The 14,760-nt window shown below is 73.4% G+C and carries 14 protein-coding genes; 10 read left to right on the top strand and 4 right to left on the bottom strand.

The window, feature by feature from the left end:
* Nucleotides 1-17 precede the first annotated feature (17 nt).
* The gene (locus QP090_RS36505) at nucleotides 18-1,034 is read left to right on the top strand and encodes an NAD-dependent epimerase/dehydratase family protein (RefSeq protein WP_285944329.1); all 1,017 of its coding nucleotides are present in this window, start codon (nucleotides 18-20) and stop codon (nucleotides 1,032-1,034) included.
* A 33-nt stretch (nucleotides 1,035-1,067) separates the two neighbouring features.
* The gene (locus tag QP090_RS36500) at nucleotides 1,068-1,931 is read left to right on the top strand and encodes a lysophospholipid acyltransferase family protein (RefSeq protein WP_285944328.1); all 864 of its coding nucleotides are present in this window, start codon (nucleotides 1,068-1,070) and stop codon (nucleotides 1,929-1,931) included.
* A 51-nt stretch (nucleotides 1,932-1,982) separates the two neighbouring features.
* Here QP090_RS36500 and QP090_RS36495 read toward each other — a convergent pair whose 3' ends face one another.
* The 3 genes from QP090_RS36495 to QP090_RS36485 all read right to left on the bottom strand — a co-directional run bounded on the left by QP090_RS36495 (nucleotide 1,983) and on the right by QP090_RS36485 (nucleotide 3,836).
* Nucleotides 1,983-2,855, bottom strand: coding sequence for an HAD family hydrolase (locus tag QP090_RS36495; protein ID WP_285944327.1), 873 nt, complete (start codon nucleotides 2,853-2,855; stop codon nucleotides 1,983-1,985).
* A 10-nt stretch (nucleotides 2,856-2,865) separates the two neighbouring features.
* Entirely contained in the window at nucleotides 2,866-3,099 is a 234-nt protein-coding gene (locus QP090_RS36490) for a hypothetical protein (protein ID WP_285944326.1), read from the bottom strand.
* A 113-nt stretch (nucleotides 3,100-3,212) separates the two neighbouring features.
* Nucleotides 3,213-3,836, bottom strand: coding sequence for an ECF subfamily RNA polymerase sigma factor, BldN family (locus QP090_RS36485; RefSeq protein WP_285944325.1), 624 nt, complete (start codon nucleotides 3,834-3,836; stop codon nucleotides 3,213-3,215).
* A 173-nt stretch (nucleotides 3,837-4,009) separates the two neighbouring features.
* On the opposite strand from QP090_RS36485, the gene QP090_RS36480 reads away from it, so the two are divergent.
* The 8 genes from QP090_RS36480 (at nucleotide 4,010) to QP090_RS36445 (ending at nucleotide 12,846) form a co-directional block, all read left to right on the top strand.
* Complete coding sequence (locus QP090_RS36480; protein WP_285944324.1) at nucleotides 4,010-5,344, top strand: putative quinol monooxygenase; 1,335 nt, start codon at nucleotides 4,010-4,012, stop codon at nucleotides 5,342-5,344.
* A 7-nt stretch (nucleotides 5,345-5,351) separates the two neighbouring features.
* Nucleotides 5,352-5,651 (top strand): glutaredoxin family protein, encoded by a 300-nt coding sequence (locus QP090_RS36475; protein WP_349666537.1) that lies wholly within the window; start codon nucleotides 5,352-5,354, stop codon nucleotides 5,649-5,651.
* A gap of 316 nt (nucleotides 5,652-5,967) precedes the next feature.
* Nucleotides 5,968-6,711: a redox-sensing transcriptional repressor Rex gene (locus tag QP090_RS36470; protein ID WP_285944323.1), complete on the top strand. Its 744-nt coding sequence runs from the start codon at nucleotides 5,968-5,970 to the stop codon at nucleotides 6,709-6,711.
* A 97-nt stretch (nucleotides 6,712-6,808) separates the two neighbouring features.
* Nucleotides 6,809-8,338: a glutamyl-tRNA reductase gene (locus QP090_RS36465; protein WP_285944322.1), complete on the top strand. Its 1,530-nt coding sequence runs from the start codon at nucleotides 6,809-6,811 to the stop codon at nucleotides 8,336-8,338.
* A 49-nt stretch (nucleotides 8,339-8,387) separates the two neighbouring features.
* Nucleotides 8,388-9,308 (top strand): hydroxymethylbilane synthase, encoded by a 921-nt coding sequence (gene hemC, locus QP090_RS36460; protein WP_285944321.1) that lies wholly within the window; start codon nucleotides 8,388-8,390, stop codon nucleotides 9,306-9,308.
* Entirely contained in the window at nucleotides 9,305-10,906 is a 1,602-nt protein-coding gene (locus tag QP090_RS36455; protein ID WP_285944320.1) for a bifunctional uroporphyrinogen-III C-methyltransferase/uroporphyrinogen-III synthase, read from the top strand. Before hemC ends, QP090_RS36455 begins: the two co-directional genes overlap by 4 nt.
* A 109-nt stretch (nucleotides 10,907-11,015) precedes the next feature.
* On the top strand, nucleotides 11,016-12,002 hold the full coding sequence (hemB, locus tag QP090_RS36450; protein ID WP_285944319.1) for a porphobilinogen synthase: 987 nt from the start codon (nucleotides 11,016-11,018) through the stop codon (nucleotides 12,000-12,002).
* Nucleotides 12,003-12,204: 202 nt separating this feature from the next.
* Nucleotides 12,205-12,846, top strand: coding sequence for a bifunctional DNA primase/polymerase (locus tag QP090_RS36445; protein ID WP_285944318.1), 642 nt, complete (start codon nucleotides 12,205-12,207; stop codon nucleotides 12,844-12,846).
* A gap of 123 nt (nucleotides 12,847-12,969) precedes the next feature.
* Here the strand turns inward: QP090_RS36445 and QP090_RS36440 are convergent, their stop codons facing one another.
* Nucleotides 12,970-14,673, bottom strand: coding sequence for a serine/threonine protein kinase (locus QP090_RS36440; RefSeq protein ID WP_285944317.1), 1,704 nt, complete (start codon nucleotides 14,671-14,673; stop codon nucleotides 12,970-12,972).
* Between the last annotated feature and the right edge of the window lie 87 nt (nucleotides 14,674-14,760).

The following is a 14,760-nucleotide window of genomic DNA, read 5'->3' as shown; positions in this document are numbered from 1 at the left end:
GGCGCACAGTGTCCTACATGCCCGCCGCCGCGGCCCGTGTCGTACTAGTCACGGGCGTCTCCCGTTTCCTGGGGGCGCGGGTCGCGAACACCCTCCAGGCCGACCCGGGCATCGAGCGGGTCATCGGCGTGGACACGGTCCCACCCTCGATGTCGCTCGGGCGCACCGAGTTCGTGCGCGTCGACATCCGCACGCCGGGCATCGCCAAGGTCATCTCCTCGGCCGAGGTCGACACGGTGGTGCACCTGAACCTGGTCTCCTCCCCGTCGGTGCCGCGGGCGAAGGTGAAGGAATTCAACGTCATCGGCACGATGCAGCTGCTGGCGGCGTGCCAGCGGTCGCCGGACATGCGCAAGCTCGTCGTGCGGTCCTCGGCCGCGGTCTACGGCTCCTCGCCGATGGACCCGGCGGTGTTCACCGAGCGCGACGAGCCGGTGGAGGCGCCCACCTCCGGGTACGCCAAGGACGCGGTCGAGGTCGAGGGCTACGTGCGGGGGCTGTGCCGCCGCCGCTCCGATCTGACCGTCTCGGTGCTGCGCTTCGCCAACTTCCTCGGGCCGGGGGTCGACTCCCCGCTGACCCGCTACCTGACCATGCCGGTCGTCCCGACGGTGCTCGGCTTCGATCCGCGCCTCCAGTTCGTGCACGAGGACGACGGCGTCGAGGTGCTGCGCCGGATGACCGTCGAAGACCATCCCGGCTGGTTCAACGTGGCGGGCGACGGCGTCCTGCTGCTGTCGCAGGCGCTGCGCCGGGCCGGCCGCCCGTACCTGCCGGTGCCCGCTCCGTCCCTGTCGGCGATCGGCGACATGGGGCGGCGGTTCGCCGGGCTGTCGGGCTTCTCACCCGAGCTGCTGCGCTGGCTCACCTACGGCCGGGTCATCGACACCGGCGCGCTGATCGACGAGCTGGCCTGGCGGCCCAAGTACGAGTCCGCCGCCGCGTTCGCCGACTTCGTCTCGGCCCGGGAGCTCGGCCGCGGCGGTCCGCTCCACCTTTTCGACCGGCTGTCCGGCCTCATCGGCCGTGGCTGAGGTGGCCGGCGGCTCACGAGGAGGCCCGCGAGGATGAACGCCCACCGCGAGGAGCGGTCCGACGACGGGCTGGAGCGCAAGATCGCCTCCGGGCTGGCGTTCCTGCGGCGGCGCATCGCCGGCGAGTACGAGGTCGACGAGTTCGGCTTCGACCCCGAGTTCAACGGGACGGTCCTGCTCCCGGTCGCGCGGGCGCTGTACGAGCACTGGTTCCGCACCGAGGTGTTCGGGCTGGAGCACGTCCCCGAGAAGGGCGGCGCGCTGATCGTCGCCAACCACTCGGGCACCGTGCCGCTCGACGGGATCATGCTGTCGGTGGCGGTGCACGACGGCGCCGACCGGCGGCTGCGGCTGCTCGGCGCCGATCTCGTCTACCAGATGCCGCTGCTGGGCCACCTGTCGCGCAAGGCCGGGCACACCCTGGCCGGCCCCGCCGACGCCGCGCGCCTGCTCGGCAAGGGGGAGCTGGTCGGCGTGTTCCCGGAGGGCTTCAAGGGCGTCGGCAAGCCGTTCGCCGACCGCTACAAGCTCCAGCGCTTCGGCCGCGGCGGCATCGCGCAGACCGCGCTGCGGGCCGGCGTCCCGATCATCCCCGCGGCGATCGTCGGGGCCGAGGAGATCTACCCCAAGATCGCCGACTTCCGCCCGCTGGCCCGGCTGCTCGGCCTGCCCTACTTCCCGATCACCCCGACGTTCCCGCTGCTGGGCGTGGCGGGGCTGCTGCCGCTGCCGTCCAAGTGGATGATCCAGTTCGGCGAGCCGATGTCGCTGGCGGAGTACGACGCGGACGCGGCCGACGACCCGATGACGGTCTTCAACATCACCGACCACGTCCGGGAGAACGTCCAGCAGATGCTGTACGACACCCTCCTGCGCCGCGGCCCCGCGTTCCTCTGAGTCGCCGCCGCCCCGCCGTCCCGGGGCACCGCCAGGCACCCCAGGGGAAGCTCAGCCGCGGTAGTGCTTGCGGAGGGCGATGCCCGCGGCGACGCCGCCGGCCAGGGCGCCCGCGCCCGCGGCCGCGGGCAGCGCGACCATGGTGACCTTGCGCCCGGTCCGGAAGTCGTGGATCGGCCAGCCGTGTTCCTTGGCATGGTCGCGCAGGTCGGAGTCGGGATTGACGGCGTGCGGATGGCCGACCGCGGTCAGCATCGGCAGGTCGTTGATCGAGTCGCTGTAGGCCGAGCAGCGGGCCAGGTCGAGGCCCTCGCGCTGGGCCAGCGCCCGCACCGCCTCGGCCTTGGCGGGGCCGTGCAGCAGGTTGCCGACGAGCCGTCCGGTGTAGAGGCCGTCGCGGGCCTCGGCGACGGTGCCGAGCGCGCCGGTGAGGCCGAGCCGCCGCGCGATGGTGCGCGCCACCTCGACCGGCGTGGCGGTGACCAGCCAGACCTGCTGGCCCGCGTCCAGGTGCTGGAGGGCCAGCGACCGGGTGCCGTGCCAGATCCGGTCGGCCATCACCTCGTCGTAGATCTCCTCGCTGAGCTGGACGATGCCGGCGACCTTCTGCCCGGCCACGAAGGCGAGCGCGGCCTCCTTGGCGCTGCCGATGTGCTCGGAGTTCTCGGTGCCGCGCAGCCGGAAGGCGGCCTGGCCCCAGGTGAACATGGCCAGGTCGCGCAGGGTGAACAGCTTGCGGGAGGCCAGCCCGCGCGCGAAGTAGTAGATCGACGCGCCGCGCATCATCGTGTTGTCGACGTCGAAGAACGCCGCGGCCGAGGGGTCGGGCGCGGGGAGCGGGCCGGGGTCGGTCGCCGCGGCGGCGGCGGCCTCCCCGGCGCTCACGTGGTCGGTCTCTCGGCCGCGCTGCCAGAATCGCCGCATGGGCCAGAGCCTAGTCAACCGGCTCGCGGTGCCCGCCGGTCCGCCGGGGAATGCGATAGTCCTCACGCCGTTCGGTGTTCCGATCGGCGTTCCGGCCGGAACTCCGGTCGGCGGCCTCGGCCACGAGCCGTTCGCGCAGGACGGCGCGGAAGACGGGGTCCGGGTCGGCCTCGCGCATCTGCATGCGGAGCCGGTTCAGCGGATTGCGGTCCTCGGCGGTGCTCCTACCGTGCAGTTTGATCATCCTTTTTGTCCGCCCCATGCAACGTTCCCTGAAAATTGCTCTCCCAGCCGCACAACGAGCGGGCCGCACGAGGGGTTACGGCCGGGTTCGGGCCGCCCCGAACGAAGATCGTTTCAGTAGCGCAGATCGGCGGGCAGCGCCCGCGCCAGCGACCGCACGGCGCGATACTGCAAGGCCTTGATCGCGCCGGTCTTCTTGCCCATCACCAGCGCGGTCTCGGCCACGCTGAGGCCGTGCAGGAAGCGCAGCACCACGCACTCCTGCTGCTCGGAACCGAGTTGCCGGACGGCCGTCAGGAGGGTCCGGTTCGTCATCGAGTCGAGCACCGCCCGCTCGGGTCCCTCCTGAAGACGGTCGGGCTCCAGCAGCTCGGCCGTGCAGATCTCCAGTCGGTAGCGGCTGGACTTGAAATGGTCGGCCACCAGGTTACGGGCGATCGTCACCAGCCAGGCCCCGAAGTCCTTGCCCTGCCAGTTGAAATCGCTCATCCGGCGCAGCGCCCTGAGGAAGGTCTCGCTGGTGAGGTCCTCGGCCAGCGCGTGCGCGCCGACGCGGTAGTAGACGTAGCGGTAGACCAGGTCGACATAGTGGTCGTAGAGGCGGCCGAACGCGTCAGCGTCGCCGTCCCTGGCCCGCAGGACCAGCGCCTTCAGCATCTCGGCGCGGTCTTCGGCGTCCGCGCTCCGGGCGTGGCGGGGAAGCGTGAGGACCTGGGCGTTGATGGCCAGGCTGCTCATGCGGCTCTCCTCGGGGGGCTTACGCGACCACCGGCATGGGTTGCCACTCTAGGTACCGGCGGGTACGGCAGGCAATGGCGGGCGCTTCGCGATGTCCCGGCGGACACTATTCCGGGACGTGTTCGCAGGAGTGGTTACCCCTCAGCGCCCCGCATCGGGCACCATGGGGCGCGATGGTCGACGGAGCTCTCGCGCTGCTGGCGACCCTGGGGGCCCTGGCGGCCACAGGGTTGCTGGTCACGCGCGCCTACAAGGACCGGCTGCTCTACCTGATCGCCTGGTCCCTCACCCTGGTCGGGCTCTCCATCGCGCTGGCCGCGATGACGGTGGGCTTCTTCGCGGGTTTCAACGGTCCGATGTTCCGGGTGCTGGAGCTCGGCGCGGCCCTGGTCGGGCCGGTCTGGCTGGCCCTCGGCATGATCGAGCTGATCGCGCGGTACGTGCAGGTGCGCTTCGCGGCGTGGCTGTTCGCGGTGTCGTACACGGTCGTCGCGATGGTCATCCTGATGGTCGACCCGCTGACCGGCTCGTTCGCCAAGAAGCTGCCCAAGCCCGGCGATACCTACGACGCGCTGCCCCGGCTGCTGATCGACGGCGGCCACGTGGTCGCCGTGATCGCGCTGGTGGGGTGCACCGGGGTCACCGCGTGGCTGGCGAGCAAGCAGGACCGCGAGGCGGGCGAGCTGCTCATCCCGATCGCGTTGGTCGCGCTCGCCGGGGTGCTGGTGGTGAGCGGCACCCGGGGGTTCCTGCCGGGCCCGCTCGCGGTCATCGCGCTCGGTGCCGCCGCCGGGCTGGTCTGGTACGGCGCGATGCGCACGATCCCGGTGTACGACGACGAGGGCTACGACGGCGAGCCGTTCGACGGCGAGGACCCGGCCACGGGCTACGAGGAGCAGGGCCACAACGCCCCGCCGCCGCCCGAGCCGGCCGCGGCCCCGGCGGGGATGCCCGCGCCCCAGCGGGGCGACCTGCGCTTCCCCGATCCGTCCGCGGCCGAGGAGATGCGGTTCCCCGAGGCGCCGCCGCCGACGACGGTCGACGGCATGCGGAGCGCCCCGGTGCCCGAGCAGGCGATCCAGGCCGCGTCCGGTATCCCAGGGCTGCCGGCCGGGCTGCCCGGTGCCCTCCCCGGCGGTCCGCCGGGCCGGAGCGCCGGCGACCTCTCCGCGGCCTGCGGGCAGATCACCGTCTACACGCTGCTGGAGGGGCGGGAGGACGCGTTCGACCGGCTGACCGACGACCTGGTCAAGGGTGCCCGCGGTGCCGAGCCCGACACGGTGGTCTTCGCCTGCCACGAGGTGGTGAACGCCCCCACCCCGCAGCGGATCTTCTACCAGCTCTTCCGCGACGAGGCGGCGCTCGCCGCGCACCGGCGGCTGCCGCACCTCAAGCGCTTCACGGCCGAGTCGCGTCCGCACGTGCTCGCCACCAACGTCGTCGAGCTGAGGCTCGGCGCGGGCAAGGTGCCGCTCCCTCCGCCGAGCGCGTCCGAGAAGCGGCGGTGAGCCGCAGGTGAACGGGCCGGTGGACGAGGTGGCGAGCCGGACGGCCGGCGGCGCGGACATCACGATCACGTTGCTCGGCAAGCCGGGCTGCCACCTGTGCGACGACGCCCGCACGGTGATCGAGCGGGTCGCCGCCGACCTCGGCGTGGCCTGGACCGAGCGCGACATCACGCGGTCCGAGGACGACACCCGGGAGTACTGGGAGCAGATCCCGGTCACGCTGATCAACGGCGTCCAGCACGACTTCTGGCGGGTGGACGAGGCGCGGCTGCGCGCCGCCCTCGCGGAATTGCAGAAATCACACTGAGCCGCCGCTAATCGCTGGATGACCAGAAATCCCGGAAATCGGGAATCGCGGGATGTCTGGTCGGTCACACCCCGGGCCGCGCCGCCGTCCACCACCCGGACCGGCGGGAACCACCCTGGTCAGGGCTTACGGCGGTTCGCCGGACCTCTTCGCGGATGCGGTAACCGGGGGGTGACTTTGTGCGCGTATTCACAAAGGCTTAACCTGGGGAACAGCCCTGGGGCGGTCGGGCCGCGGCTGCGAAGCCCGGCGGCGGCCCGCCGGGGTGAGGGGTTCTCGGGCCCCGCCCTCAGCGTCGAGCCCCGAAGAGCAGGCCGTGACCTCACGACAGACCCGCCCCCGTGACCGTGCGGACCGCGGCATTCCCGAAGCCACCGTGGCGCGGCTCCCGGTCTACCTGCGGGCGCTGTCCAGCCTCCAGGAGCGGGGCGTCGCCACCGTGTCGTCGGAGGAACTGGCCGCCGCCGCCGGCGTCAACTCCGCCAAGCTCCGCAAGGACCTCTCGCACCTCGGCTCGTACGGCACCCGCGGGGTCGGCTACGAGGTCGAATACCTCGTCTACCAGATCTCCCGCGAGCTCGGCCTGACCCAGGACTGGGCGGTGGCCATCATCGGGGTGGGTAACCTGGGCCGGGCGCTGGCCGGGTACGGCGGTTTCGCCTCGCGCGGCTTCCGGGTGGCCGGCCTGCTCGACGCCGATGAGGGCATCGTCGGCCAGGAGATCTCCGGGATGACCGTGGTCACCATCGACCGGCTGGAGGACGTCATCGCCGAGGGCGGCGTGTCCATCGCGGTGATCGCCACCCCCGCGGGCGCGGCCCAGGGGGTCTGCGACCGGGTGGTGGCGGCCGGCGTGACGAGCGTCCTCAACTTCGCGCCCGTGGTGCTCTCGGTGCCGGAGGGGGTCGACGTGCGTAAGGTCGACCTGTCCATCGAGCTGCAGATCCTGGCGTTCCACGAGCAGCGCAAGGCCGGGGGGCCCGGCGACTACGAGCCGTTGACCAGCGGCGGCACGCCCCCTGGTCCCACGCAGTACGTAGAGGCGGTAGCAGAGGCATGAGTCGCGGTGAGACCGGTGGGATCGAGCGCGGTGTGATCGAGCACGGTGTGATCAAGCGCGGTGGGCCGGATCGTGGTGGGCCGAGGGGGCGCGTGCGATGAGCGTCCTGGTGGTGGGCCTCAGCCATCGGAGCGCGCCGGTGGCCCTGCTCGAGCGGGCGGCGGTGGCCGGGGACGACCTCGGCAAGCTGCTGCACGCCGTGCACGACTCCGAGAACGTCGCCGAGACCGCGATCGTCTCGACCTGCAACCGGGTCGAGGTCTACGCCGTGGTCGACCGGTTCCATGGCGGGGTGTCGCTGATCTCCGAGCTGCTGGCGCTGCACTCGGGCGTCCCGCTCGACGACCTGTCCCGGCATCTGTACGTCCACTATGAGGAACGCGCGATCCAGCACGCGTTCTCGGTGGCCTGCGGCCTGGAGTCCATGGTCGTCGGCGAGGGCCAGATCCTCGGGCAGATCCGGCAGGCGTTCCGGCTCGCCCAGGACGAGGACACCCTCGGCCGCGAGCTGCACGACGTCCTCCAGCAGGCGCTGCGGGTCGGCAAGCGGGCCCACCACGAGACCGGCATCGACAAGGCCGGGGCGTCCCTGGTCAGCGTCGGCCTCCAGGTCGCGTCCGGGCACCTCGGCCCGCTGGACGGGGTGCGCGCGCTGGTGGTGGGCGCGGGCTCGATGAGCTCGCTGGCCGCCGCCACGCTGAGCCGGGCCGGCGCCCGCGAGGTCGTGGTGGCCAACCGCACCTTCGACCGCGCGGCGCGGCTGGCCGAGTCGCTCGACGTGCCCGCGCGCGCGATCGGGCTGGACGATCTCGGCGCCGCGCTGGCGGGCGCCGACCTGGTGGTGTCGTGCACCGGCGCCGCCGGGCTGGTGCTCACGGCCGCGCGCCTCGCCGAGCACGGCGTGGGCGCCGACGGCCGGTCCCGGTTCTTCCTCGACCTGGCCCTGCCGCACGACGTCGACCGGGCCGTCCGCGGCCTGCCCGGCGTCGCGCTCGCGGGGCTGGACGACCTGCGCACCGCCCAGGAGGCGGCCAAGGCGATCGGGCCCGAGGCCGAGGAGGCCGTGCGGCGCATCGTCTGCGACGAGGTCGCCGCGTTCCTCGGCGCCGCCCGCGCCGCCGCCGTCGCGCCCACCGTGGTCGCGCTGCGCAGCAAGGCCGCGGGCGTCGTCGACGCCGAGCTGGCCCGCCTCGCCGGGCGGCTGCCCGAGCTCGACGACCGGGCCCGCAAGGAGATCACCCAGACCGTGCGGCGCGTGGTCGACAAGCTGCTGCACGCGCCGACCGTGCGGGTCAAGGAGCTGGCCGCCGCGCCGGGCGGCGACACCTACGCCGACGCGCTGCGCGAGCTCTTCGACCTCGACCCGAAGGCCCCGGAGGTGGTGGCGCGGGCCGACCTCGCCGACGCGGGGGACGGGGCGCCGTCCGTCCAGGCGGGCGCCGGGTGCGCCGACGCCGACTGCGTGAGCCCGTCCTCAGGGCCGGGCCCCGGGGGCGTCGACGCCGAGACGGTCAACGCCCAGGCCGCGAGCGTCCGGGCGGTGAGCGCCAGGGACGTGGCGCCGGGTGCCGGTGTCGCGGTGCCGGGCGCGGGGCGGGCCGGCGAGGGCGTGGGAGAGCAGACGTGAACGAGAGCGGGCGGGACACCGTCCGAGCACAGGCGAGCGGAGCGAGGCTATGACCATTTCAGGCAAGGGCCCGTTGCGGCTCGGCACCCGCAAGAGCCTGATGGCCACCACCCAGTCCCAGCTTGTCGCCGACGCATTGTCACAGCGCACCGGGCATGCCGTGGAGCTGGTCGGGGTAACGACCGAGGGTGATGTCTCCAAGGCTTTGCTCGCGCAGATCGGCGGCACCGGCGTCTTCGTCAACGGGCTCCGGGAGAAGCTGCTATCCGGCGAGGTGGATTTCGCGGTGCACTCGCTGAAGGACCTGCCGACCGGACCGGCCGACGGGATCGTGCTCGCGGCGACGCCGCGCCGCGACGACCCGCGCGACGCGCTGTGCGGCCCGTCCAAGCTGGCCGACCTGCCGTCCGGCGCGCGGATCGGTACCGGCTCGCCGCGCCGTGAGGCGCAGTTGCGCGCGCTGCGGCCCGATCTGGAGGTGGTGCCGATCCGCGGCAACGCCGAGACCCGGCTGCGCAAGGTCACCGATGGTGAGCTGGACGCGGTCGTGCTGGCGTACGCGGGGCTGCGCCGGATCGGCCGGCTGGAGGCGGTCGCCGAGGTCTTCGACCCCGACCAGATGCTGCCCGCGCCCGGCCAGGGCGCGCTCGCGCTGGAGTGCCGGGCCGACCGGGCCGACCTCCGCGCGCTGCTCGGAACGGTAGACGATCCGGCGACGCGGGCGGCCGTCACAGCCGAGCGCACGGTGCTGGCCGTCCTCGAAGCGGGATGTTCGGCGCCCGTGGGAACATACGCTGCCGAAGTAGAACAAAAGCTGCATCTAACCGCTTCCGTCGCAGCGACCGACGGGAGCAGGCAGATCAGGCTGTCCGCAAGCGGCCACCCGGATCAGGCCGAGGAGTTCGGGCGCGATCTCGCGCACCGGCTGCTCGGCCAGGGGGCCGACCAGTTGATGGGGGAGCGAGATTGAGCCCCGCTAGCCAGAGTCCCGCCGGCTCGACGACCGTCCGCCAGGCGGCCGGTCTCGGTACGGTCGTCCTCGTCGGCATGGGCCCGGGCGACCCGGGCCTGCTGACCCTGCGCGCCGCCGCCGAACTGGAGCGCGCCGACGTGGTCGTGGTCGACCGCGCCCGCTGCCACGACGAGTTCCTGTCCCACTGCCGCGCCGGCGTCGAGATCATCGACTCGGCCGGCGCCGACCCGGCCAAGCTGGCCGCGCGGGCCGCCAAGGCGGGCCGCCGGGTGGTCCGGCTGTTCCAGGGCGACCCCGGCCTCGCCTGCGGCCTGGCCGCCGAGGGCGCCGTGCTGGCCAAGGCCGGTGTGCCGTTCGAGGTCGTCCCGGGCGTGTCGGCCGTCACCGGCGTGCCCGGCTACGCCGGCATCCCGCTGACCGACGCCAAGCACCGCGAGGTCCGGATCGTCGACGCCGCCGAGGGCGGCGTCGACTGGGAGCGGTTCTCCGCCCCCGGGGCGACGCTGGTGATCCTCGGCGCCGAGGGCACGGTCGCCGAGGTGGCCAAGGGGCTGATGGCCGTCGGCCGCGCCGACACCACGCCCGCCGCGATGACCAGCCTCGGCACCACCACCGAGCAGGAGACCGTGGTGTCCACCCTGCACCGGCTGGCCGCCGACACCAAGGGCATGGAGGCCCCGGCGATGATCATCGTCGGGGACGTGGTGAACTGGCGCGACAAGCTGTCGTGGTTCGAGACCAAGGCGCTGTTCGGCTGGCGAGTGCTGGTGCCGCGCACCAAGGAGCAGGCCGCCTCGCTGTCGGACCAGCTGCGCGGCTACGGCGCGGTGCCCGACGAGGTGCCGACCATCTCGGTCGAGCCGCCGCGCACCCCGCAGCAGATGGACCGCGCCGTCAAGGGCCTGGTCACCGGGCGGTACGAGTGGGTGGTGTTCACCTCCACCAACGCCGTCCGGGCGATCCGCGAGAAGTTCGCCGACTACGGCCTCGACGCCCGCGCGTTCGCCGGGCTCAAGGTCGCCGCCGTCGGCGAGCAGACCGCCGCCGCGCTCGTGGCGTTCGGCGTGCAGCCCGACCTGGAGCCGTCCGGGCAGCAGTCCAGCGAGGGGCTGGTCGAGATCTGGCCGCCCTACGACGAGGACCTCGACCCGATCAACCGGGTGCTGCTGCCGCGCGCCGACATCGCCACCGACACGCTGATCGCCGGGCTGACCGACCTCGGCTGGGAGTGCGAGGACGTCACCGCCTACCGGACCGTGCGCGCCGCGCCGCCGCCCGCGCCGATCCGCGAGGCGATCAAGGGCGGCGGCTTCGACGCCGTGCTGTTCACCTCCTCGTCCACGGTGAAGAACCTGATCGGCATCGCGGGCAAGCCGCACAACGTCACGGTCATCGCAGTGATCGGCCCGCAGACCGCCCGCACCGCCGAGGAGTACGGCCTGCGGGTGGACGTCATGGCCGACAAGCCGTCGGTCTCCGCCCTCGCCGAGGCGCTCGCGGAGTACGGTGCGAACCGCCGCGCGGCCCAGGTCGAGGCGGGCGATCCGCTGCGCAAGCCCAGCCAGATGCGCCGGGGCGCCCGCCGCCGCAAGTAGCACGATCGCCGCGCGCGCGACCGCCCCGGGACGGCGCGGTCGCCGCGGGCGGCGCCGTCGGAGATGGACACCACCGTGACCCGGCAGCGGTCGCGAAGGGAGAAGGGTCATGTCTGCACAGTTCCCCGCCGCGCGGCCACGGCGGCTGCGGCGCACCCCCGCGCTGCGCCGGATGGTCGCCGAGACCCGGCTGAGCCCGGCCGAGCTGGTGCTGCCGATGTTCGTCAAGGAGGGGATCGCCGAGCCGCAGCCGATCGGATCGATGCCCGGCGTGCACCAGCACACCCGCGACAGCCTGCGCAAGGCCGCGCACGAGGCGGTCGAGGCCGGGGTCGGCGGGATCATTCTGTTCGGGATCCCCGCGGTCAAGGACGGCGTCGGCTCGGCCGCCGACGACCCGGCCGGCATCGTCCAGAGCGCGCTCCGCGACCTGAACGCCGACCTGGGCGACTCGACCGTGATCATGACCGACCTGTGCCTGGACGAGTACACCGACCACGGGCACTGCGGCGTCCTCACCGCGGCCGGTGAGATCGACAACGACGCCACCCTGGAGCGCTACGCCTCCATCGCCCTCGCGCAGGCCGAGGCGGGGTCGGCGGTGCTCGGGCCGAGCGGGATGATGGACGGCCAGGTCGGCGCGATCCGGGCGGCGCTGGACGGCGCCGGGCACCGGGAGACCGCGATCATGGCGTACTCGGTCAAGTACTCCTCGGCCTACTACGGGCCGTTCCGCGAGGCCGCCGAGTGCGCGCCGCAGTTCGGCGACCGGTCCTCGCACCAGCAGGACCCGGCCAACGCCGACGAGTCGCTGCGCGAGGTGCTGCTCGACCTCGACGAGGGCGCCGACATGGTGATGGTCAAGCCCGCCGGGGCCTACCTCGACATCGTCCGGCAGGTCCGCGACGCGGTGCGGGTGCCGGTCGCGGCCTACCAGGTCAGCGGCGAGTACGCGATGATCGAGGCGGCGGCGCAGCGGGGCTGGGTCGACCGGGAGCGCACGATCATGGAGTCGCTGCTGTCGATCCGCCGGGCCGGCTCGGACATCGTGCTCACCTACTGGGCGACCGAGGTCGCCCGGCTGCTCGGCCGCTGACCGGCGCGCGCCCGCGAGCGCCCGTCGCCCCGCGGGTGGGCGCCCGCGCCCGGCGCGCGCCCGCGATGTGAGCGATTGCCGGTGATCAGCCCTGCCTAGTCACTTAGGGCCGTTCCCGGGGGTTGGCGTGCCAAGTCCGCCGGCGCACGGGCATCATCGTCTCCAGAACCCACGTTCGGCCTTGGAGTATTGAGGGGACGACATGCTGGCGGTCTCGGGGAGCAGGCGGCAAAAGGCGCGCGACCGGATGGCCGCCGCCGCGCGCGGCTATGCGGAGCTGGGCTGGCCCTGCCACCCCGGGGCGCATCCCCCCGCGGGCGGGGGGCGGGCGTGCTCGTGCGACCGGATCGGCTGCCCCGACCCCGCGATGCATCCGGTGTCGGCGACGTGGGCGCTCCAGTCCAGCGTCGACACCGCCGTGCTGAAGCGCTGGTGGGCCGAGGACCCGCGCGCCAACATCATCCTGCCCACCGGGCACGTCTTCGACGTCTTCGACGTCCCGGCCGCGGCGGGCACCATCGCGCTGGAGCGGATCGAGCGGGAGGACCTGCCGGTCGGGCCGGTCGCCGGCGTCGGCGGCGACCGCCACCTCTTCTTCGTCGCCACCCGCGGCGCGCCCGTGGACGAGGACGAGTGGTGGTCCTGCCACCTCGACTGCTCGCCGGAGACCGTCACCGAGACGCCGGGCATGCGGTGGCACTGCCGCGACAGCTACGTGGTCGCGCCGCCGTCGGTGCTGCCGTCCGGCCGTGAGGTCGTCTGGATCGTGCCGCCGGACGGCGGGCCGCTGCCCGACCCGCTGCGGCTCCTGGAGGTCCTGTCCGACAGCTGTGAGGCGATCTGAGGTCGCGGCGCACCCTGGCGGCGGAGTGGGTCCCAGAGACCGCTGAGAGCATCACAGGGCCCCGGGAACGCGTCCCGGGGCCCTGTGTCGTGTCGCGGTGCCTTCCGGCCGTGGACGGCGACGTCAGTGCGGCGCGGAGATGGGCGCCTTGCGGGTCCAGCCCGTATAGCTCGCCTGGAGCACCTGCGCCCGGTTCTTGACCGGGCCCTGCGCCTTGAGCCAGAGCTGGACGGGCCGTGAGGCGCGGTCGACCCTGAGGGCGAAGCCGACCTGCCGGGCTCCGGTCGCCTTCGCCATCTCGCCGTACAGCGGGCCGACGACCGGGTCCTGCGACAGCGCGGCCAGCGGCGCGCTCCCCTGCCAGCGGTCGCCCGTCTTGCGCAGCGTGGTGCTGGCCTGGAGTAGTGAGCTCACGCTCTGCATCGAGGTGCCCGACCGGACCTGGCCCGCCAGCGCCGGATAGCCGGGCCCGGCGGTCGGCGACGGCCGCCACGTCTTCCCGGACCGGACGTAGACGGTGTCGCCCACCAGCACGGTGAAGGCGGTCCTGTGCGCCTCGGCGGCGCCCGAGACCGTCATCGAGTAGGACGCAGGGGCGTTCGCGACCAGCCCGAGGCTCCCGCGCGCGCTGGCGGGGGCGCCGCAGCAGCCGCTGCGCTTGAAGGTGAACGCGGCGTTCGGTGTCCGTGAGGTCGCCGTGTTGATGTGCTCGATGAGCTGAGCGGCCTCAGGGTTCGCCGGGGCCGCCGGCTGTGGGCTGCTGCTCTGCGCGGGCGTCGGCTCGGGCTGCTCCTCGCCGTCGCCGAGCAGCGTCGCCGCGCCGACCGCGCCGCCGATGACGACCACGATGGCGGCGACCGCGCCGACCAGCCGGCCGCGTGACCGCCCGCCCGCCGGTGAGGCGGCGGCGACCGTGGGCTGGCGGCCGGAGGACCGCGCCGCGGCGCGCCCGCGTGCGGGCGGCGGTTCGGGCTGCGACGCCGCCTGCGCCGCGAGCTCGGTGAGCCGTCCGCGGCCCTGGGCCTCCCAGGAGGGACCGTAGGCGGCGACCGCCGCGTCCTCCAGGGCGCCGAGGTAGTCGGCCGCCGTCGCGGGCCGCCGCCCGGCCTCCTTGGCGAGCCCTCGGGCGATGAGGTCGCGCAGCGGCCCGGGGACCTCCTCCACCGGGATCGGTGTCTCGCGGTGGGCCTTGGCCATGTTCCGCGCGCTGAACGGGGGGCGCCCGGTCAGGCACTCGTAGAAGATCGCCGTCGCCGCGTACAGGTCGGTCGACACGGTCGACGTCGCGCCGTCCCACAGCTCGGGCGCCGCGTACGCGGGCCCGGCCGAAGCCTCGGTGCCCGTCGGGGACACCGCGATGTCGGTCAGCCGCGCGTTGCCTTCGAGGTCGACCAGGATGTTGGCGGGCCGGATCGCCGCGTGGACCACCTCATGCGCGTGCGCGGCGGCGAGCCCGAGCAGGGTGCCGCCGAGCGCGGACAGCGCGGCGAGCGGGCCGGTGGGGCCCTGCGCGGCCAGCACCCGCCGCAGGCTGACCCCCTCGACGTGCTCCATCACGATCGCGGTGCCCTGCTGGGGCGTCTCCACGAAGTCGTAGAAGTCCACCACGTTGGGGTCTTCGAGCTGCGACAGGCGTCGCGACGCGGCCCGGAACCGCGACAGGAAGGCCTCGTCACCGTCCAGCCGCGGGTCGAGATACTTGATCGAGACCTTCGTGCGGGTCAGATCATCGACGGCCTGCACCACCCGTCCGGAGCCGCCGCTTCCCAGCTCCCTTTCGTGGGTGAAGCCCGGTACCGTCCAGCCGTCAACCACTTTACGAGCCATCCCTCTGATACAGCCGACGCCGGTGCTTTGGTGGGCGCCTCTCAAGCCGGGCGCCAAAGTCGTACTTGGTGGAATATCGGCCCTTAG

It is taken from the genome of Actinomadura xylanilytica (genome assembly GCF_030283145.1).
GTDB classification, from domain to species: Bacteria; Actinomycetota; Actinomycetes; order Streptosporangiales; family Streptosporangiaceae; genus Spirillospora; species Spirillospora xylanilytica.
This window is presented reverse-complemented; position numbering and strand designations above follow the sequence as displayed.